General features: G+C 61.2%; 29 protein-coding genes. 7 read left to right on the forward strand and 22 right to left on the reverse strand.

All coding sequences use genetic code 11. The annotated features are described in order from the left end of the window. Positions 1–54: 54 nt before the first annotated feature. Positions 55–621 carry a hypothetical protein gene (locus tag QFZ54_RS15930; RefSeq protein WP_307088707.1) on the forward strand — a complete coding sequence of 189 codons (567 nt, stop codon included), beginning with the start codon at positions 55–57 and terminating at the stop codon, positions 619–621. A 273-nt stretch (positions 622–894) separates the two neighbouring features. Here the strand turns inward: QFZ54_RS15930 and QFZ54_RS20475 are convergent, their stop codons facing one another. The 12 genes from QFZ54_RS20475 to QFZ54_RS15980 all read right to left on the reverse strand — a co-directional run bounded on the left by QFZ54_RS20475 (position 895) and on the right by QFZ54_RS15980 (position 8,418). Further along, positions 895–1,272 carry an HGGxSTG domain-containing protein gene (locus tag QFZ54_RS20475; protein WP_373458556.1) on the reverse strand — a complete coding sequence of 126 codons (378 nt, stop codon included), beginning with the start codon at positions 1,270–1,272 and terminating at the stop codon, positions 895–897. Positions 1,273–1,318: 46 nt separating this feature from the next. After that, on the reverse strand, positions 1,319–1,504 hold the full coding sequence (locus tag QFZ54_RS20480) for an HGGxSTG domain-containing protein (protein ID WP_373458604.1): 186 nt from the start codon (positions 1,502–1,504) through the stop codon (positions 1,319–1,321). Continuing rightward, positions 1,425–2,225 (reverse strand): hypothetical protein, encoded by an 801-nt coding sequence (locus QFZ54_RS15935; protein ID WP_307088709.1) that lies wholly within the window; start codon positions 2,223–2,225, stop codon positions 1,425–1,427. Before QFZ54_RS15935 ends, QFZ54_RS20480 begins: the two co-directional genes overlap by 80 nt. Before the next feature lie 103 nt (positions 2,226–2,328). Then, positions 2,329–3,768, reverse strand: coding sequence for an AAA family ATPase (locus QFZ54_RS15940; protein WP_307088711.1), 1,440 nt, complete (start codon positions 3,766–3,768; stop codon positions 2,329–2,331). After that, positions 3,765–4,751, reverse strand: coding sequence for a CHC2 zinc finger domain-containing protein (locus QFZ54_RS15945; RefSeq protein ID WP_307088713.1), 987 nt, complete (start codon positions 4,749–4,751; stop codon positions 3,765–3,767). Before QFZ54_RS15945 ends, QFZ54_RS15940 begins: the two co-directional genes overlap by 4 nt. Beyond that, on the reverse strand, positions 4,748–5,080 hold the full coding sequence (locus tag QFZ54_RS15950; RefSeq protein ID WP_307088715.1) for a hypothetical protein: 333 nt from the start codon (positions 5,078–5,080) through the stop codon (positions 4,748–4,750). Before QFZ54_RS15950 ends, QFZ54_RS15945 begins: the two co-directional genes overlap by 4 nt. Continuing rightward, positions 5,077–5,415 (reverse strand): hypothetical protein, encoded by a 339-nt coding sequence (locus tag QFZ54_RS15955; protein ID WP_307088716.1) that lies wholly within the window; start codon positions 5,413–5,415, stop codon positions 5,077–5,079. The genes QFZ54_RS15950 and QFZ54_RS15955 overlap by 4 nt, the downstream gene beginning before the upstream one ends. Next, on the reverse strand, positions 5,412–5,705 hold the full coding sequence (locus tag QFZ54_RS15960; protein ID WP_307088717.1) for a hypothetical protein: 294 nt from the start codon (positions 5,703–5,705) through the stop codon (positions 5,412–5,414). Before QFZ54_RS15960 ends, QFZ54_RS15955 begins: the two co-directional genes overlap by 4 nt. Then, on the reverse strand, positions 5,702–5,890 hold the full coding sequence (locus QFZ54_RS15965; protein ID WP_307088719.1) for a hypothetical protein: 189 nt from the start codon (positions 5,888–5,890) through the stop codon (positions 5,702–5,704). The genes QFZ54_RS15960 and QFZ54_RS15965 overlap by 4 nt, the downstream gene beginning before the upstream one ends. Before the next feature lie 205 nt (positions 5,891–6,095). Continuing rightward, positions 6,096–6,257, reverse strand: a complete 162-nt coding sequence (locus QFZ54_RS15970; RefSeq protein ID WP_307088721.1) for a helix-turn-helix domain-containing protein — start codon at positions 6,255–6,257, stop codon at positions 6,096–6,098. A gap of 123 nt (positions 6,258–6,380) precedes the next feature. After that, a complete protein-coding gene (locus QFZ54_RS15975) occupies positions 6,381–7,211 on the reverse strand; it encodes a hypothetical protein (RefSeq protein WP_307088723.1) in 831 nt (276 codons plus the stop codon). Beyond that, complete coding sequence (locus QFZ54_RS15980; protein WP_307088725.1) at positions 7,204–8,418, reverse strand: tyrosine-type recombinase/integrase; 1,215 nt, start codon at positions 8,416–8,418, stop codon at positions 7,204–7,206. Before QFZ54_RS15980 ends, QFZ54_RS15975 begins: the two co-directional genes overlap by 8 nt. A gap of 583 nt (positions 8,419–9,001) precedes the next feature. Here QFZ54_RS15980 and QFZ54_RS20485 point away from each other — a divergent pair. Then, positions 9,002–9,304 (forward strand): AAA family ATPase, encoded by a 303-nt coding sequence (locus QFZ54_RS20485; protein WP_373458605.1) that lies wholly within the window; start codon positions 9,002–9,004, stop codon positions 9,302–9,304. Positions 9,305–9,684: 380 nt separating this feature from the next. Here QFZ54_RS20485 and QFZ54_RS15985 read toward each other — a convergent pair whose 3' ends face one another. The 10 genes from QFZ54_RS15985 to QFZ54_RS16030 form a co-directional block, all read right to left on the reverse strand. Continuing rightward, the gene (locus tag QFZ54_RS15985; RefSeq protein ID WP_307088727.1) at positions 9,685–9,918 is read right to left on the reverse strand and encodes a hypothetical protein; all 234 of its coding nucleotides are present in this window, start codon (positions 9,916–9,918) and stop codon (positions 9,685–9,687) included. Next, on the reverse strand, positions 9,918–10,649 hold the full coding sequence (locus QFZ54_RS15990; protein WP_307088729.1) for a Crp/Fnr family transcriptional regulator: 732 nt from the start codon (positions 10,647–10,649) through the stop codon (positions 9,918–9,920). Before QFZ54_RS15990 ends, QFZ54_RS15985 begins: the two co-directional genes overlap by 1 nt. 54 nt (positions 10,650–10,703) lie before the next feature. Then, entirely contained in the window at positions 10,704–10,865 is a 162-nt protein-coding gene (locus tag QFZ54_RS15995) for a hypothetical protein (RefSeq protein ID WP_307088731.1), read from the reverse strand. 74 nt (positions 10,866–10,939) lie between these two features. Beyond that, positions 10,940–11,488 (reverse strand): hypothetical protein, encoded by a 549-nt coding sequence (locus QFZ54_RS16000; protein WP_307088732.1) that lies wholly within the window; start codon positions 11,486–11,488, stop codon positions 10,940–10,942. 11 nt (positions 11,489–11,499) lie between these two features. Further along, positions 11,500–12,648, reverse strand: a complete 1,149-nt coding sequence (locus QFZ54_RS16005; RefSeq protein ID WP_307088734.1) for a zinc-dependent alcohol dehydrogenase — start codon at positions 12,646–12,648, stop codon at positions 11,500–11,502. A gap of 256 nt (positions 12,649–12,904) precedes the next feature. Then, positions 12,905–13,624 carry a Crp/Fnr family transcriptional regulator gene (locus QFZ54_RS16010; RefSeq protein WP_307088736.1) on the reverse strand — a complete coding sequence of 240 codons (720 nt, stop codon included), beginning with the start codon at positions 13,622–13,624 and terminating at the stop codon, positions 12,905–12,907. A gap of 192 nt (positions 13,625–13,816) precedes the next feature. Continuing rightward, a complete protein-coding gene (locus tag QFZ54_RS16015) occupies positions 13,817–14,083 on the reverse strand; it encodes a DUF6894 family protein (RefSeq protein WP_307088738.1) in 267 nt (88 codons plus the stop codon). A 42-nt stretch (positions 14,084–14,125) separates the two neighbouring features. Beyond that, on the reverse strand, positions 14,126–14,656 hold the full coding sequence (locus QFZ54_RS16020; RefSeq protein WP_307088740.1) for a Crp/Fnr family transcriptional regulator: 531 nt from the start codon (positions 14,654–14,656) through the stop codon (positions 14,126–14,128). Positions 14,657–14,968: 312 nt separating this feature from the next. Then, the gene (locus tag QFZ54_RS16025; protein ID WP_307088742.1) at positions 14,969–15,220 is read right to left on the reverse strand and encodes a DUF6894 family protein; all 252 of its coding nucleotides are present in this window, start codon (positions 15,218–15,220) and stop codon (positions 14,969–14,971) included. Further along, on the reverse strand, positions 15,217–15,933 hold the full coding sequence (locus QFZ54_RS16030) for a Crp/Fnr family transcriptional regulator (RefSeq protein ID WP_307088743.1): 717 nt from the start codon (positions 15,931–15,933) through the stop codon (positions 15,217–15,219). Before QFZ54_RS16030 ends, QFZ54_RS16025 begins: the two co-directional genes overlap by 4 nt. A 205-nt stretch (positions 15,934–16,138) precedes the next feature. Here QFZ54_RS16030 and QFZ54_RS16035 point away from each other — a divergent pair, with 205 nt between their 5' ends. The 5 genes from QFZ54_RS16035 to QFZ54_RS16055 all read left to right on the forward strand — a co-directional run bounded on the left by QFZ54_RS16035 (position 16,139) and on the right by QFZ54_RS16055 (position 18,536). Continuing rightward, positions 16,139–16,417 carry a hypothetical protein gene (locus tag QFZ54_RS16035; protein ID WP_307088745.1) on the forward strand — a complete coding sequence of 93 codons (279 nt, stop codon included), beginning with the start codon at positions 16,139–16,141 and terminating at the stop codon, positions 16,415–16,417. After that, positions 16,414–17,217, forward strand: coding sequence for a Crp/Fnr family transcriptional regulator (locus tag QFZ54_RS16040; protein WP_307088747.1), 804 nt, complete (start codon positions 16,414–16,416; stop codon positions 17,215–17,217). Before QFZ54_RS16035 ends, QFZ54_RS16040 begins: the two co-directional genes overlap by 4 nt. Next, positions 17,214–17,897 (forward strand): sensor histidine kinase, encoded by a 684-nt coding sequence (locus QFZ54_RS16045; protein WP_307088749.1) that lies wholly within the window; start codon positions 17,214–17,216, stop codon positions 17,895–17,897. Before QFZ54_RS16040 ends, QFZ54_RS16045 begins: the two co-directional genes overlap by 4 nt. 58 nt (positions 17,898–17,955) lie before the next feature. Next, positions 17,956–18,120: a hypothetical protein gene (locus QFZ54_RS16050; RefSeq protein ID WP_307088750.1), complete on the forward strand. Its 165-nt coding sequence runs from the start codon at positions 17,956–17,958 to the stop codon at positions 18,118–18,120. Positions 18,121–18,182: 62 nt separating this feature from the next. Further along, positions 18,183–18,536, forward strand: coding sequence for a hypothetical protein (locus QFZ54_RS16055; RefSeq protein WP_307088751.1), 354 nt, complete (start codon positions 18,183–18,185; stop codon positions 18,534–18,536). The last annotated feature ends 276 nt before the right edge of the window (positions 18,537–18,812 follow it).

The following is an 18,812-nucleotide window of genomic DNA, read 5'->3' on the forward strand; positions in this document are numbered from 1 at the left end:
GTCAACGCGGCGCGCGTATGCTATGCTAGCGCGGGGCGGCTCGAGGACGATGTTGTGCGGGACAAGTTTGTAGAATTGGCGTTGCTGGGCGTGACTGCGGGCGGCGCCGGTGCGGCGATCGTGATCCTGATCAATCTCGGCTTTAAAAGCGAAGATGTGTTCGCATTCTCAGGTGCATTGATCGGCGCCGCCGGAACCGTGGCTGGCGCTGCATGGGTTACAGATCGCACTGCGACGAAAGAACAGCGCAAGGAGCAGTCGTTGATCCGCGCGGACTTGGCTACGTTGCTTGACGCTTCCGAAACGGCATTGAACCGCTACCCGAACGACACGGCGTGGACAGATGAGTGGCGCTCGTCGATTTACGCTCTGGGAGACATAGCTAGCGGCACTGCACGCTTCCTCGACGAAGTGATTGGCCATGCTCGTACGCTCGACTTTTCACAGCGGGAAACCATCAAGGACGCGCGGAAAGAGATCGGATATTTTGTCGGCTTTTACGACGATGTGTTCAATAATGAGGAGGATCTCAATCCGATGGACGAGAGAGAATGGCCGGGAATGATAAAGGGCATGGTCACTGCCACCGGCACGGCCCTCGGGACACTGAAGATAAGGTAGATTAGTCGGTACGTCGGATTCATTCACTAGGGAAGCCATCTAGTTGGACATGCCTTCCGCTACTCAACCTATACCACCCATTGCGGAATGTGCCGTCCCGCCGGTGGTTCTCAGGCGCGCCGCTCCGGCCGGTCGGTGCCCAGACCCAATCCTGACCGTAGATGTTCCGTGTATAGACGGCAGGGAACGAACCCCGTTCTGTCACCAACGTACCCCGGCCGATCACTACAGTCGTTGGGTGCAACGTCGATTCGAACTGACCGCGCCAGTCCGTCATGGGCGTCGCTCATCCCATGCCTCGTGACGATCGGGCGCCCACCGCTTCGCAAGATTAGCCAGCGCTCGAGATTGCCCTGCAGCAGACCGCGGCCCCGTGGACATACCACCATGAAACTTGCACCGACCATTGAGCATGAGGTCGGTACGCTTGCAGGGCTCTCCCTGCCGGTTCCTGGTGCCGCAAGGTAAGCCCCGAAGCTTGTTAGGGAAGGGCGGGTAGGCTGGTGGCCTGGGGTTCCGAGTGGCTCCCCCGCTTTCAATGAACGCGTTGCATGCGGCTTCATACGCTTGTGACAATCGGGAACATTCCTCGAAATGATGGCGCCAGAACCGCCGCAAGCGGACACTCTCACGCGGGTCCAATGTCAACATTTGTCAGCCCTCCATGGGGTTCGGATCGAGAGGACCTGAAGCCGCATCAGCGTATCTCGTCCGCCAACTCCCGCCATTCCCGCCGGATGGCCGCCGCTGCCCTCCGAGCATCAAGATATGCCCGACTGTAGAGTCCATGCTTCAGCGCGTTGCTATTCCCTTGCGGCGGTCCTGGACTTAGCCCGCCGTGCAGCCGGCACCTTCCGTTTGGCATGGACGGGGAGCGGCACAGCGTCCCCGAGCGGGTTCGGGCTTGGCAGCGCCGAGCTTGGCGCAGCGAGTCCGGCTGCTGGCATTTCATGGGGTAGAACCTCGCTTTTTCCGTGTGCCCCCGGTCCCCCCGGGTGGTAATTGACGTCGCCGACGATCGCCTGGCCGCCCGGGTGCACGGTGACGTGCTCAACACGCACGGTCTGCTGCCCCTTGCCGCGCATTCGGGCAAGCGCTTCGATCTGCGCGGTAAAGGTCCGCTGCAGCTTCACTGCCAGGTTGCCGTACAGTTGGAGCTGGTCGGTGCGGGTCGTGCTTTTGGCGCGGCAGAGCATGGCCATCGACAAGGAATGGCAGCCCACCATCTGCGTCGCCAATGCACCCTCGAGTTCATCCTGAGGATCGATCGCGCCCAGCATCGCCAACGCTGCGTTTATGCCGAACACGTTCGGGTCGGTTCCCGGTGCAGTTCCTGCGGTAGCCACCTCTAGCGAGTTAAGCTGCTGAATCAGAAACGACGTCGACGAGGTCCCCAAGGACGACATCAGCCATGCCGAGTGACCCGCGGCGTCAGAATGGGTCGCTGCCATCTGCCGCGTTCCACTTTCGCTCTCTTCTACTTCCATGAACGGGCGGAGAGGTAGGGCATCGCGCTTGGCTTGCGCTTGTTCGATAGCCTGACTGGTCCTTGGACCGGGCGCCGCCTTCACAGGGCTACGCTCTTCGGATTTGCGTTTCGTCATGCTGCTGTTCCTCTCTCAGCTCGCGATATGATCGGGATTAAATCGGGGCCGCTGCGTTGCGCTCGACCTATTGACGCTATTGGCATGGCCCCCGCTCGAGCCCTCAAAACACGGTCCTCGACATGTCACGCGGAGCGGGCTCCAAAGCCGGATTGCCTGCGACGTTGCGGTCGGTCTTTTCACCCCCGCTATCTGCTATTGCTACACCCCCTCCCTTTAAGGGGGAGGGGTGTAGCGTAGCGCTCGATGGCTCTGCTGCTACACCTTGCGATGCTACACCCCGCGCAGGTGTAGCAGAGAGGTCATCCGCGGCCCTTCCGACCACCACATACTTCTTCATCTGGCGGTTGCCGTCCTTGCGTTCCTCGACCCGTAAAACGTCGTTTTCGATCCATTCGGTGAGCATCCGAATGATCCGCGCCTTGTCGCCCTTGTCGGCAACGTTAGCCCCCAGCACGTCAGCAACGGCGATCCCGGCCCAATCCGTCGCGGAGTGGTGTGCCTTGTATTCCCCGCTAGCGATTACGGCCTGGACCCGGCGCAGATGCTCGACAGAGACGCCCTCAAATGCGTCAGGCGGCGACCACGGAATGACCACGCCCATATTGTCGCCGTCGTCGTTCGCCCCGTTGCCGAGGGATACGGAGGCCATGGTGTACCAGTCGGAGGCATCGGACGGCGGCGCACGGTTGTTCTTGTCGTCGTAGGTCCGGAAGTACCGGCGCCTCTTCTCGTCCTCGATGCCATATCGTTTCGCCTCTTGCTCGCTCATGCGGTTGAGGACGAGGACCGACCGGCAGGCGTTGATAAGCGCAACGGCACCGCGGCCCGAAAGCGCCGTAACCTCCGCTGCGCCAGCCTTGCTGACGTGGTGCGCCAGGCCGATCCCGCACTTGGCGTTCTTCGCAACCATCGCCCACTCCTTGGCTATGGTGTCGATCTCCATATTGTCGTTCTCGTTCGCGGAATGTGACGACACGAAGGGATCGACGTGGAGATAGTCGCAGCCGCGGGCCAGCAGCTCGTCCGTCAGACCAGCGACCAGCGGGCGGTTGATCAAGAACCCTTCCGCCGCGGTCGACGTTGCAAGCTTTAGGATTGCCCCCTCGAGCGCGCTGTCTACGAACAGGCGATCGCGGATATGCTCAGGTCCGATCGACCAGTGCTTGCACGCCGCCTGGATGATGCGCGACAGTTCCTCGCCGTCGTCCTCCAGGTTCCACAGCCAGACCCGCTTGGGACCGCCCGGGACTTCCTGCCCAAGCAGGTTACGGCCCGTCGCCATTGCGAGCGCCTCACCGACACTCAGGATGGTCTTGCCGGCGGCACCAGGTGCAAGGATCGCACGGACATGCCCACGCTGAATGGACCGGCCATAAACCCACTCGCGGGGCTTGATCGTGGTCGGGTCGCGCCAGACGTAGGGCGTGGCGACGACCTTGACGGGTTCGGGCTTTGGCTTTTGAGCGCCGCCGCCGATCATCGGGGTGGGACAGAACGGGCGGGCATCTTCGTAGCTCGCCTGCATCGCGGTGGCGTTCATGACCGCACCCCCATCAATTCGGCGTTGAAGTCGACGAAGGGCGGAGTCGGGCGCATGATGCGGACCGACAGGCCTGACGTCGTGTACGCCTCGGCCGCCTTCTGCGCAGCCGCCTCACCGGGTGCGTTGCCGTCCGCCCCGATCACGACGGAGCGCACGACCGGCGGGAAGATCATCGCTGGCATCATTGACGTACCTGCCGCGACCCAGACAGAGCGCCCGAGCCCCTGTGCGAGCGTCAGCCCGTCCTCGAGCCCTTCGCACACGAGGATGCTCGCCGACGGTGGCCCGAGCTGGATGGAGCCGCCGATGACGTTGCCCAGGCTGTATTTCACCTTCGGCTTGCGATCTGTGCCCGTCGCCTTGGTTGCAGCCTTGCGCCCGTCCTCCGTCAAATACGTGCGCTGCAGCGCGACGAGCTCGCCGGCCGCGTCCGTCACGATCGCGATGAGCGTCGGCAGCAGCCCTGGACCGTTCGCGGCCAACACGCCGTTCCCTTCGATCTTGGGCGGCGGCAGTCGCGAGAACCGCAACGTGTGTGGCAGGTCGATCGTGATCCCGCGTGACCGCAGATAGATCGCTGCCGGCGTCCCTTCGATCGGCACCGACTCTTTGACGATCCGCTGGGCGATCGGACGCATGTCGGTCTTGGGCTTCGCTGGTGCGCGCTGCTGCTCCAGCTCGCGCAAGGCGCCGCCGTCGAGCATGCCGATCGCCTCGCGGGTCTTCACGTTATAGGCTCGCATCACGAAGTCGATGACATCGCCCTGGGCGCCGCACCCGAAGCACTGGAACCGGCGGTCGTCCGCGTAGATCGTCAGCGACGGCGACTTGTCCGGGTGAAACGGGCAGCAGCCTTTCCACTCACGTCCGGCGCGAGATAGCTTCACGCCCGCCTTGCTCGCGACGCCGGACACCGGGAAACGGTCGCGGATCTGCTGGGTGACTGCCGCAAAAGCGGTGCTGTCCATGCGCTCGGTCATGCGACACCCCCGATCGGCTCAGGCCGATTGATATGGAAAGGCCGCATGCTACGCTCGCCGGGGCGGACATAGGCGATCGGCAGGCGGTGCTTCCGCCAAGCCTTCTCCGCTACAGCGCGGGCGGCGGCATAGGACGTGGCACCGCACAACCACTCCGGCTTCTTCCAGACGCCATAACGACGTTCCATCAGTCCGACGCCCCACCCGCCATCCGGGCGTTGCCGGATCACGAGCATACGGATCACCGCGAGCCGCGGAGCCTTGCCGGACAGTGCACGATCAGCGCGAGCGCGAACCCATGCAGCTGCCGAGTAAACCTGCGCCGTCATGCTGCGCTCTCCCCGTACGATCCGTACAGAATATGGTCGAGGTCTGACCGACCGCGGAACCGCTGGTGCCAGAAGGCGCGCGACGGCTCGAAATGCCCGAGGGGCTTCGGCACATCGTTGTACCGCGCGACCATGACCGGCAACCCAGTCAGATCAGCAACATCGACGGCGCGCGATGCTGTTGAGGCAAAAGAGCCGACTCCTGTACCTGCGGCCTCCAACGACCCGCCAGGCACCTCCTCACCCTGCACGGTGGCGTGCCACTGGTCGGGGTTCAGCTGCTCGATGACGATCGCGCGGACGATCTCACCGGGGAATGTGCAAAGGGAGGTCATGCCGCGTCCTCCTGTCGGTCGAGAACGGTGGCGCGCCAGACGATAGCGTTGGCACCCGAGACGTTCCGCCGGCGGAGACCGGTGTCCCGGATCATCCCCTTCTTGAGCAGCTCGGTGAACCGCGGCTGGAGCGAATACCGCTTGTAGTCTGCGATCGCGCACGTCTCATCGACCGTCAGACCGTCGGGATGGGCGCAGAGTACCTTGTGGACGATCGCGCGGAGGTGATCGGCCATCGGGGCGATACCTGCATACGCCGCGGCGCTGGTGTCAGTACGATGCCGGCTCATGCGTCGCCTCCATCGGCGAGAGGGGGAAGGCCGTGCTTGTCGAGCAAGATCACGAGCCAGTTGCGCTGTTTCTCGGTCAGGGGGTTCGCATCGAATGCGACGCGGCCGAGAAACTGACCCTCACGAGGCTTGAGGGTGACGCCGGCGGTGAGCAGCGACATCGCGGATTGCTGATGGTTAACCACGGGCCACCTCCCATGCCATTTCGGCGATGAGATTGGCACGCTGACCGACCAGGCCGAACGGACGAAGCCGTTGCAGACGGAGTACGGTCGCGCTATCTGTGTTGGCGTTGCTGTTGATGAATTCGGTGAGGGGGCGCGCTGTGGTAGGGGCGCCCCTTCGCTTATCTGGCTGCGGCGCCAGAGCCGTTGCTGTCATCATGCTCGATCACGCAGCCTGCAGCAGCTTGAGCAGGCTATCGACCTTGACGAGACGCCGCCGGCCGACCGCAACCGTATCGACTTCGTTCGATCCAATCAGCTCGTAGAGCTTCGTTTTTCCGATGCCTGACATTGCGCAGGCCTCTTTAACTGTCGCCGTGACTTTCATATTCGATCCTCCGGTCAACCGCGGCGGCTAGCGAGCCACAGCGGAACGACTGAAGGTTTCGGCCAAGATCGAGCGCGTGTCGGTCGGATGGGGTCGGAAAGGGTCGCGAATCGAATTAACGACCTATCGGATCTCCGCCCATAGGCGTGACGCCCGCTCTCGGACGGCCGTCTCGCCCGCCTCGTAGGAGTTGGCCACCAGCCAGTCATGCATGGCTTTTTCGATGTCCGCCTGTGCCTTGGGGTCTAGATCACCAACGTACAATTGGCGGGCCATTTCGACGAGTAGAGGCTCCCAGAACGCATGTGGCTTGCGGCCGCCCTTGGTCGCGGGCGGGGCGGGTGTTGGGGTAGCCGGGGCGGCACCTTGTGCATCGGGTTGCCCGACAGAGACCGCAGACTGGGGCGTCGGCTCCGGCCAGCCGGCGATGGCGATGCGGTTCTCGATGTCCTCCCTCGACATCCTGATACCAGAGTAGGTGACTCGAGCGTGCGGATGGCGCTGGTCGGCCAACGTGTGGGTGATCTCGCTCGATGCCCACATGGTCGTTTGGTCGGCTTCTGAGGTGTTGATTGCGTGCCAATCTCGCGGCGTGAGCACGTAATTGGTGACCCTGATCTTATGGAGGGGCAATTGCTCCGCGCTTACCGGACGATAGGTCGGGTTGACCCTGTATGCGACGAGGGGGCTAGCAGAGCCGTCCTCGGATGCAGACGGTGGTGCCGGCGCCTGCTGTGCCTCTGGTTTGCCGGTCCCGTTATTTTCCGTTTGTTTAATCGCGGCAGGTTTGTCTTCCCACCGGGTTGCCTCGAGCGATAGCGTGGAAAGCTGTTCGTGGATGATCCAGGCCGAAAGCTGGAACATGGCTTCGACTGAAACGATGCTGTCAGCCTCGACGTACGAGGCCACCAGTCGCTCTGCTGCGGCCGGAGTGATCCATGTCGTATCAGCCATTCTGGCTAACCCGCCCGGTAACAAACTCGCCCCAAGCTTCGAGCAGGTCCCGCCGCATGTCGATGAATTTGGTTCGCTTGTACGCGGCGATCACCTGATCAGATACCTTGTGTGAGATCGCGGCTTCAGCAACGGGATCTGGCACATGGGGCATCTTCTCCGCGGCCCAATCCCGGAGTGAGCTACGGAAGCCGTGGACGGCATCGCTAATTCCTGAGTCGCGCAATACCTTAATCATGGTCATGTCTGAGATTACCTTCCCGGACTTACCAGCGAATACGAGTTGATCCGGCTTCGCGTCTTCCGGCTTGATTGACCGAAGGATAGCCATCGCGGGTTCGTTCAAAGTGACCGTGTGCGCCTCGCCTTCCTTCATTATATCGGCGGGCCTGTTCCAGAGGCGCTTTTCGAGGTCGAAATGCCCCCAGCGCGTGAACCGTGTTTCGCCAGAGCGCGCTGCGGTGAGGATTGTGAGCATCAACGCGGTTCGACCTGTGGTCGGCGGTGCGGCACGAAGCGCTGCCATCAGCGCCGGCACGTCGGCGTACGGCATCGCAGGAAAGTGACCTCCGCGCCCTTGGCGTGCGAGGCCCATGGTAACGGACGCGCCCGGCGGTTCGGATGTTCGCCACCCTTTAGATTTGGCGAAATGCAGCACTGTCCCGATCCGCTGGCGGACCTTGCGCGCCATGACAGGAATATCTTGCCAGATAGGCGCCAGGGTATCTCGAACGTGTGAGGCCTCGATCGTGTCGACACGGTGCTTACCCAGCAAGCCGTACGCATGCTCATTCAAGGACGCGAGGAAGGAGGCAGCATGCTTTGCCGTCCAGCCGCCCTTCAGTTCGGCGTGGCAGGCGATGGCGGCTTCCTGGAACGTTGGGACCTTCTTACGCTCGCGGTCACGCTCTACGATCGGATCGAGTCCCGCCTTCGTGAACTTTCGGAGAAGCGTTGCCTTTTCGCGAGCCTCGGTCAGGGAGAGGATTCGACGATTAAGGAGGGGCGGCGCGTTCTCCTCATCCTTGTCGCGCTTCGGGGTTAGATCGACTGCCCCAAGGCCAACATCGCGACGCGTACCGTCTTGCTGCACCCGGAGCAGCCATGACCGTGCGCCGGAGGGCTTGACCAGCAGATAGAGCCCGGCGCCATCGGCGTGGCGCCCCGCTTTTGCGTTCTTGACCGTCAGTGTCGTCAGCTTGCCCATATGCCCTCATCCGTTCCCTCATAATAACACGGCTGATGGCGAACGCTAGCGAACAATGGCGGAACATATGGGCCCTTCATGTTCCGCCACACGAGGAGGGGACGGCCGGGGGCGATCTATGGCGAACAGGTAGTTATGATCCTCACGGGGCATCCAGCGCTTTATCCTTTGACACCGAAACCGGACCTCCGTGACAGGAGTACGCCTTGGGCGTGCTTCGCCTTTGCCGGCGGCAGATCGCTGTGTTCCATGGGAATGTGGGTCTACGCGGACTGCTGAACCATCAATCGGCCGCCTCTCACAGGCGACATGCCGTGCGAGGAATGGCTGAACGCAATGGCACGCAGCTCGAATCCTTCCGGACTTTGCTTGCCGGGCCTTCCAGAATACCTTGCGGAGCAAGGGTATGTCCGGCTGGTGAGCAGACCGAGTCGCGTGAAGGACTGCACATTCTTAAGATAATCGCGGGTCGCCTCCCCTGGCGTACGGCGCCACAGGTGCCTTCCTTGGCGCCATCTATTGGCATCGACATCCGGGTCAAGCCGGGCGCTGCTGGTGCGTCACGCTGACAGCGATCAAGCGTATCGAAGGCCTAGGTGTTTTCGGCGATTTCGCAGCGGCGGCGGAGCTGCCCGAATTCGGCCGCTACAACGTCGTTTATGGTGAGAACGGCTCAGGCAAGACGACACTCTCTCGACTTTTCGGCTGCCTGCAGGCCGGCGAGCATTCTGAATATACCGACCTTCAATTCTCGATCGACAGTCAGTCTGGGGCGCTCGTCAGAGGGCAGCGCTATGCGCGAAATTCGCGTGTTCAACTCGGACTATGTGAAAACGAATATCGGACAGTTTCACGCTCCGCTCCGTCCTATCCTCATCATTGGTGAATAGAACAAGGCGCTTGCGGATGACGTAGTCGCCGAGAAAAAACGTCATAGCGATCGGAGTGCCGCGATCGATGTCGCTCAAACGGCTATAGCCGAACTGGAGAGTGACAAAGGGAAGGTCTTTGCGGCCATCAAAGTCTCTTACGAAACCAAACAGGCGCAGGTTTCGAGCGAGTATGCCGGCGGCGCGCAGATGACCGGGCGGCTGCGCGATTTCCTGGGTCGTACCGATCTACGGTTCGAATCCAGGTTCGGCCGTCACGGCGTCGTCACTCTCGTCACCGAGATGCTGTCACGGCATTGTACCGCACCAGCGTTATGCCGCCGTCGGGTCCGGCATCGCGGATCGGAGCGGCTTCGGACCGTGCTGAACGGTCGGGTTATTCGGAATTCGTAATCCAGTCTTCGAATTCATCGATTGTTTCGAATGCGGGCGGATGAACGATCGGGACCATCCCGAATGTCGCTTCGACGAACCACCGTCCGGCAAGTTCGGGATGAATGTCGCTCAGGCGTGTGATCACGGCCAACAGCCGGCCATCACGGAAGACCAAGCTGCCCTCCTGATCGGGCGAGCTGCTGTCCAGGGTCACGGCTTGGAAAGAGAGCACCACTAGGCCGCTCCGTGCAGATAGCTCGGATCGAAATCTCCGATCCGGCAAAGTTGCGACCAGTCGACGATTTTCACTTCCGGTTTGTCGGCAGCGATGAGCCCATTGCGCGCCAATTCGTGGAGCACGCGGTTTACATGGACCGCGGACAAGCCGGTGGCGTCGGCGATCTGGTGTTGAGTCATCGGCAGTTCGCACCGTTCCGGCGGTCCCAGCCCTGCGTTTTCGCGTCGGAACGCAAATTCGCACAGCATGTGCGCAATCCGCGACGTCACATCGCGCTTGCCCACGTTCAGCACCCATTCGCGGTATATCGACGCGTCGATCAACGTGTCGCGCCACAATGCCTCAGCGATATTGGGCCTGAGTTTCAGGATACGGCGAAACTCGGCCAGGGGAACGACACCGATGGTCGCACTGGTGATCGTTTGAACGAAGTGGTCCGCAGATCCGAGCAGCAGTTGCTGTGCGTCTAGAATGTCGCCGGGGAGATGGAACGAAACGATCTGTCTCGCTCCTCCCGCGGTGATCTTGTATCGACATGCGTAGCCGTCCAGCAGAACCTGAAGACTCGTTGCTGCCTCACCCTGTCTTACGAGATCATGGTTCGCCGGGGCGGTGTTCACGGTAAACACCAAGGAGCCCAAAGCGTCTCGATCGGATTGATCGAGTATCCCCAGGCTTTGTAGTTTATCGGTTATCGTGGTCAGTGCATTCGCGTGTTGGGCGACCATCGTTTCCTCAGTGGAAGGGTATCAGATACAGTACAGACGACAGGAAATGGTGTATCAGTTCTGCGTTGCCAATGGTGCTTGGTTTGGTTTTGTCTGCACGGCCGGCTTGTGTACGTTTTCGTCGAAAAGGATGAGCAGGACCGCCATCAGGATGGATCCAATTGCTAGGCCGATCAGCATTCCGCGTTGCGGTCGGGCATCGTTCTTCTTCGCCATCCTATTTTCCGTCTGATTGCCAGCCGTCCGTGAAGAGTCGATCTGACTCGCGGAGGATAAAGGACCGTTGTTACTTACGAGAACGTCTCCGGAGGGCTCAATGCAAGCATATCGGCGTCGCCGGGCTTCGCCTCATCCTTGGAACGTCTCGCGCGAAAGACGAGTATGGTCGCGGTCGTGAGCCCCGCCAGGACTGCGGCTTTCGTGACGAGCCCCTTCTTATTGTGCTTCCATTCCGCCCGTGCGCCCATCTCTGCCGGGATGTTCGGCACATGGCCCTTGCCGAGATCGTCGATCACGCCTTCGACGACGTTCAGCCGGTCCGCGCCCATCAGGAGCAGCCAGTGCAGCCAGTCGGACTCGCTGCGACGAAAGGCGTAGCGACGGATCATCCCGCTGATGCCACTCGGCGGCGTCGATGTGCCGATGACGGCCGGACGTCGGTTGTGTTCGACCGACTGGAGGATTTCGACGTCGGCATCCTGTTGCGTCGGTCGGGTCCATGTCAGCCCGCGCGTTTCCTGGGCTTCGCGGTGCCGAATGGGAAAGGTCGGGTCGTTGTCCGAATTCGCATCAGCGCCCCACCCGCGGATCGTCGAAGTATCGACAAGATTCTCGCTCACTGCCGTTCTCCTCATGCGCCATTCGGCAACAGGACTGGCTTTATGCAGCCATCGAGTTTTGCCGAGAAAAGGTGATAGGCGTCGGCGATATCGGCCAATGGCACGCGGTGCGTAATCATCGCCTTGGGGTCGATACGTCCTTCCCGAATATGCTCGACGAGGCGCGGCAGCAGGCGCTTCACCGATGCCTGATTGGCGCGCAGAGTGATGCCTTTGTTCACGACGTTACCGATCGGAACGATATTGCCGGTCGGACCATAAACTCCGACGATCGACACCACGCCGCCTTTCTTGACGGAGTTGATGGCCCAATGAAGCGCGATCGCGTTGCCCGCCTCCAGTTTCAGCTTGGTGCCGATCAGCGTTTGCAGGGCATTCCCCGCCGCGTCACCGCCTACCGCATCGATACACACGTCCGCACCGAGAGAGTCTGTCTGCTTCTTCAGGAACACGACGATGTCGTCGATCTCGCGGAAATTGTAGACCTCCGCCGGGCAGTAGGTGCGGGCGAAATCGAGCCGGTATTCGATATGATCGATGACGATCACCCGCCCGGCACCGAACAACCATGCCGATCGCGCCGCCATCAGTCCGACGGGACCGGCACCGAAGACGACGACCGTATCGCCGGGGCGGATACCGCCCATTTCGGCAGCCTGATAGCCGGTCGGCACCACGTCCGTCAGCAGCACGGCGTCGTCGGGATCCATCCAGTCGGGGATGACCATCGGCCCGACATCGGCATAGGGTACGCGGACATATTGGGCCTGACCGCCGTCATAGCCGCCAGCGGTATGCGAATAGCCGAAGATGCCGCCGACCGCAGTCGCTTGCGCGTTCGACTCATGGCAATTGCCGAACAGCCCTTGCTGGCAGAACTCGCATTTTCCGCACGCGATGTTGAACGGGACCAAGACATGATCGCCTGGTTTCAAGTTGCGAACCTCGGGCCCGACCTGCTCGACGACGCCGCAAAATTCGTGACCGAACGTCGTACCGACACGCGTATCGGGTACCATGCCGTGGTACAGATGAAGATCGGACCCGCAAATACACGACCGCGTAACCCGAACGATCGCATCCTCGGGATGGAGTATCGCCGGCATCGGCTTTTCATCGACACGAACCCGGTAAGGGCCACGATAATTCATTGCCAGCATACGCTGCTCCGGTTCGGTTCAGTATTGGCGACTGACAGGATGTCCTGCTTCGTATCCTTTCAAAAGGAACAAGCGAACCCCGAGGTTCCTGGCTTTGCTGTAGGTTAAAACGTTTTTACGGCAGCAAGTGCCGGGGTGGTTGAGCGAAGCGTATGGGCATTTGTACCTGAGCTGTCCGGCGCGATATCTCGAACTTGGAGAACGCCTGAAACATCATCAGAAGTGGAATCGCGCGCCCTTGCACCACGTCTCGCGGCTATCGGTGGCGCTTTTCCAGGTACAGATAGGCAGGGTCGAATTCCCCCGCGTGAGCAAGTCGATCCCAGTCAAGGATCGATACCTTGCCGTCCTGATACGTGACCAGCCCGCTGTCCCGAAGCTCTTTCAGGGTACGGTTGACGTGAACGTTGGTGAGGCCGGTGCAATCCCCGAGATCGGTCTGGGTCAGTCCGAGATGGTAGCTGAAGCCGTCGGTTAGCCCGACGATTTCGAGGCGAATGAACAGCTCGCAAAACAACGCCGCGATCTTGGCGCGTGCGGTCCGCCTGCCAAGCGAGATTTCCCATTCGCGGTGGATGGCGGCGTCGAGGTTCGTCGAGAACCAGTAGAGGCGGGTGAGATGCGGCGATTGCCGGGTTATTTCCGTCAGACCGGTATGCGGTACCGTCGCCACCCGGCACGGCGTGAGGGACATGATCGTATGATCGAGCCGCTTGAGGGTGAAGCTGTGGAGATCGGCGAAATCGCCGGCGACGTGAAGTTCGGTGATCTGGCGCTGTCCGTTGCGGAGATCCTTGTAGCGACACACTATGCCGTCGAGGAGCAGCGTGCTGTGCGTCAACTCGACCCCGGGCTTGATCATGACATAGTCGGCAGGGTAATCACGACATTCATCGATCGCTTGGCGAATTGCCTGCTCTTCTTCGACCGAAAGTTCGTCGCGCGCGCGCAACCTGGCGAAATGACGCTCTAGCATAGTATGTCCTTAATCGACCGGCCTGATCTCCGCACCCCTTACGATTGCACGGGTGGCGACGTTGCCTGAAACAGACGCCCTTGCGATTGGGCGGTGGTTCGGCTTCGAATTCAATTCCGTCGGCGTCGGCAAGTCTCAAGAGTTAAAAGACGGGCGATGGCACCAACGTGTTACGAAACGCCCGTTTAAGGGTCAACGATGAAGCCCGGCCAAGCGGTCCAGCAAGCTGCGCGGCAACGCCATGTCCATCCTAACGGTATCGACCACCGTGCCGTTACCATCGGCAATCGAAAAGCTGCGCACGCCGATATCGCGCTGGTCGAGGATGGCGGCCGCCCATAACTGCCGCGCCGCGCCGAGCGCCTCGTTTCGGGCCGCTGCGAGATCAGGCAGCTCGCTACCTTCATGGTCCTCGATCCGCTGAGTCCCATCATCGATGTGAAGGAAGTAACGAGGCATGGACCGGTATCCGTAAACAAAGCGGTGGGGTGGGCAGATGGTTCAGCGTAGCGGGCCGATCAAGCGATCATATTCTGCTTCGGGCACGCCGTAGCTGGTCCCTGCGAACGCCATGAGATCTGCGCGCTTGCGCACGGTTATCAGACCGCGCGTCGCCTTTATGAAGCCGAGGCCTTCGAGCGAGTGCAGGGCGATCGTGACACTCGGCCGGCGAACGCCGAGCATCAAGGCCAGGAAATCATGGGTAAGAGGAATCTCGTCGCCGTCCTGGCGATCGTGACTCATCAAAAGCCAGCGCGCCAGGCGCTCTTCGATCGTGTGGATCGCGTTCGACAAGGCCGTGTACGTGGTTTGCGTGGAGTACGCCTGGACATAGCGCAGCAGCAGATTCCGAATGCTCGCGTTTTCATCCAGCGTCCGGCGAAGATCATCGCGGTCGATGCTGTGACCCGCACCGGCGACCTGCATGAAAATGCGGTGCGGGGTGCGATCGGCATCGAGGAGGATAGGCACGCCGATCAGGCCGTCGCGCCCGGCAATGCCGACTTCGATACCCTGGTCGGTGCCCGACATGGCTATGATCGAACTCAGTCCGTTCTCGGGAAACCATACGCGCGTGATCGGTTCGTCGGGGGAAACGAGAACCCGGCCGCGATCAAGCTCCGACCACTGGAAATACGGGCGCAGCACCTCCTGGTCGGCAGGCGAGAGGGCACGAAGAAGTCGATTGTTAAAGACCATAGCGGGGCCCTAGCGGCGCAATCTTTCGCGTCTGACGACCGGCATCGAAGCCGGTAGCTGTTTGAACTCGAACGAAGCTAGATGCTGATCGACGTATGCGCGAGAGGGGAGAGCCGTTTTGTTCGATATCTTACCAATCGCTCCTCAGGCGCTTGTAGGGAAACCGTCCGGTACGGCGTCGCCGAACGGTATGGTCAACAGCAGGTTGCCGATGTCATCGCTGATCCGGAACGCCGTGCCCAGCGGCGCGATCCCTGCCAACAGGGCAGCGGCGAGAAGCTGGCGCGCGGCCAGGATCGCCTCGCATCGTGCCGCGGCCAGGTCGGCGAGCTCGGTACCGTCTGGATCCTCTATGATACCGGTCCCGATCTGCTGGTGCAGATAGAAGCGGCTCAACTGAAAGGACCGATAAGGCGGCGGTACTCGGCTTCCGGGACACCGTACATGCCATCGGCAAACTCGACGAGAGCGTCACGGTCGACGATCTTGATGTTGCCGCGCCGGGCCCGGATGAACCCGTAGCCCTCGATCATGTGCAGCGCCGTCGTGACACTGGGTCGCTGTACCGCCAGCATGATCGCGAGAAACTCGTGCGTAAGGGCAATGTCGTCGCCGCTTACCCGGTCGTGGCACATCAGCAGCCATCGAGCGAGGCGTCCTTCGATCGACTGGCTGACGTTGGACAGCGCGGTGAAACTGGTCTGCGAAATGAACACGTGGATGAATCGCAGAATCGTCTCGTGCAACGAACGAGACTCCCGGCAGGCGCTGCGGAGCGCATCGATCGCTACGCGGTAGCCGTCACCCTCGACCTGCACCATCGTCGTCTGGGGGCATTGATCGGCCCCGAGCAGGCACCCGAAGCCCGACAATCCCTCACGCCCGACAAGCCCCGCCTCGACCCGCCGACTGTCCGCCGTACTGATCACGATCGAACCAATGCCGCTGTTGAAGAAATGCGCGTGCGTGAACGGCATTCCTCCTTCGATGAGCACGATGCCCTTGGGCAGAGCGATGGGTTCGAGATGCGGCGCGATCGCGGCATAGCCATCAGCATCGAGAACCGAGAGCAGGCAGTTCCGAACGAAGGATTGGGTCGGTTGCGGCATAAGCCCCCTGCTTGGCACGATGGGCGAAAGAAGCCAGCTTTCAGCCACCTACGCCCGGAGACGCCCGCAGGTGATGAGACGTTGGTAGCCGATATCCGCATCGGCGTCAGCAATGGTCTCCGTCACCTATCGGACCAAACTCGGTTTAACGGTTGGCGACTCAGATAACATATGTTTCCTTAGCGTCGTCAGCTGGAGAAGTCCTATGTTCGATAACGATTACAGCTACCTGGTAGCACGATTGGTGGTCGAACAGGACCGAACCCGTATTGCAACTTGTCCCGAAGCGGCGGTCGCGCATCGGAAATTGGCCGACGCTTATCTCGGGCGTCTGCAATCGATGATATTGGCGCCCGATATGAACAGGAACGGCAGCGGTTCTGCGTCGCGCGCCCCGTCGCGGAATGCTGTTCATGGGGAAGGCGATATCGTTTCGAGCCCGAATATGCGTAGAAAAGATGGTCGTAGGGATAATCCGTTGTGATCGCGCTTGCCGACACACCTCACACTCCGCTGGAGCGAAGCGGGTTTCGGCCCGCGCGTCATCTTCGCGATACCGAGCTTTGTCGCTCCCCCTTCCTTGCAGCGAAGGAACGGCGTGCCCTCGAGCAATCGGTTACGTGGTCAAAGCGGTTCGATCCGCAGAAGGACCTTATCTGCGAAGCCACGAACGCGGACGATCTTCTGATCGTCGCCAGCGGCTGGGCTTACCGCTACTCGTGCGTTGCCGACGGGGGCCGCCAGCTTACCGGGCTGGTCGTGCCCGGCGAAGTCGCCAATCTGGATACGCTGCTCTTCGATCAGGTCAGCTATAGCGTGCGAACGCTAACCGAGGCGACGATCGTCGCGCTGCCCCGATCCCAGGCGCTCGCTCTCGCCGATACGCATCCTGGCATCGCGCGGACCTTCACGGGCATGGCGATGGTCGAGAACGCGATCTCGCGAAAATGGATCGTATCGCTTGGTCGGCGACCGGCGCGCGCGCGCATCGCGCACCTGCTTTGCGAAATCGGTATTCGCCTCGGTGTCGAGGACGATACCGAGATCACGTTCCCGTTCCCGTTGCGTCAGGAACAGATTGGCGACGTGCTCGGACTGACCAATGTTCACGTCAACCGGATGATCCGTCAGTTGCTGGCCAGCGGCTTGATCCAATTGTCCGATCGTGTGCTGACTATCCCCGACGTCGCGGCATTGCGGTATGTCGCCGGGTTCGATCCGTCTTATCTGCATATGGATCGCGTGATCGATTCCGCCGCACGTCCGATAGCGGAGCCTATATGATCGGCGACCCGCATCGCTCGCGCGCGAGTTCGAAGGAGGCCGGCGCGGCCCGGCGATCCGTTCGGGACAGCGATCTCCTTCTCAGGGAGACCAATCATCGGTGTAGCAACGACCTGCAGCTTGTCGTCGGCCTGCTGTCCCTGCAGAGCCAGCGCGTGACGAGCCCCGAGGCGCGTCAGGCCCTGACCGACGCCGTGGAGCGCGTTACGATCCTGGCGCGCGCGCGCAGTACCATTCACGGTGATCAAAAGCCGTCGATCGAGGCTGCGCTACGCCAGGTCTGCGAGGCACTGCATGCGCAAGCGGAACTGCGGTCCATTCTAGTGTCCCTGCAGGTAACGGATCACGTCGATGGCCTGACGTCGGACGAGGTGACTGCGCTTGCCCTCGTCACGAACGAACTGGCCACGAATGCGATCAAGCACGCCTATAAGGACGGGAAGCCTGGACATATTCGCGTCACGCTCGGCAGGGCAGCGAATGGCGATATCTCGATCGTCGTCGACGATGATGGCTTGCCGCTTCCCGAAATACTGCAGCCCAGTCAGGGCGGGCTTGGCTTGGGCTTGGCGCGACGTCTGACCGCGTCGATCGGCGGTCTTTTCATTCCCCCAACGACGGGGTCGAAGGCGTTCGAGCTTCGCGTCTCGGGGAAACTTCGCATCGGCGAAGGCGGTTGAAACCCTGCGGTCGCGAGGCTTGCCATGACGATATCGCACATGCTGCAGGAGTAGTGGATTGACGAACATCCCCCCTGAAAAAGCACGGACGATGGCAAGCGAGATCGATCGGCTGATCGTGGTGGCGGACAGTCATAGCGACTTCGTGCTCAGCGCGCTTCTGTGCACGGCGCGTGACCATCTTGAGCCGCTCAAAGATCGGCAAGCGCCTCTCGAGCGCTGACTTGCAGCAATTTATCGTCGCGACATGCTCTTTGCCGGAGTGACGAATTTGAGAGGCCGGTGGTGATCGATAACGACCAGGTCGCCAATCTGGCGGCGTTGATGCTGTCATTCAGGCAGATGCGTACCGAGGAGTTTCCTCAGGCCCTGTTTGGCGAACCGGGCTGGGAATATCTTCTCGAACTGTTCATCGCGGATGCCCGCGGTGTACGGATGACCGGGCGGCAGATTAGCGAGCGGGCACACATACCTTCGTCGGTCGCCTCGCGGTGGCTCATGTATCTTACCGCGGAAGGTCTCATCATTGGAGATGGCAGCGGGGATCTGGACGACGAATTGACTCTGTCGGGAACTGCGATGGAGAAAATGGAACGGCTGCTTCAGCGCGCACGCGTCTTGCAAAAAGACCTGCCCTGAATCGGATCAATCGGCAAAGAGCGCTTGGTGAATGCCACTGCTTACCATGGGACGGCCGCGGTGCTCGGCGAGTGGGCTGCGCCGTCATACCCGGCAGGCGCTTGAACGCGGACGCTACCCTCAACGCCCGAAGTGACGATCGCTCGATCATCATCAGGCGCGGCAACCGGCAAATACCGGCTCATTGCCTTCGAACGCCCGGTTATGGGTCGTCGTGCCGCCAAGTATGCGCCCGCAGTCTAACTAATCTTCCTCGATTTGAACGGGGCCGGTGTG

The organism is Sphingomonas faeni, from assembly GCF_030817315.1.
GTDB classification, from domain to species: domain Bacteria; phylum Pseudomonadota; class Alphaproteobacteria; order Sphingomonadales; family Sphingomonadaceae; genus Sphingomonas; species Sphingomonas faeni_C.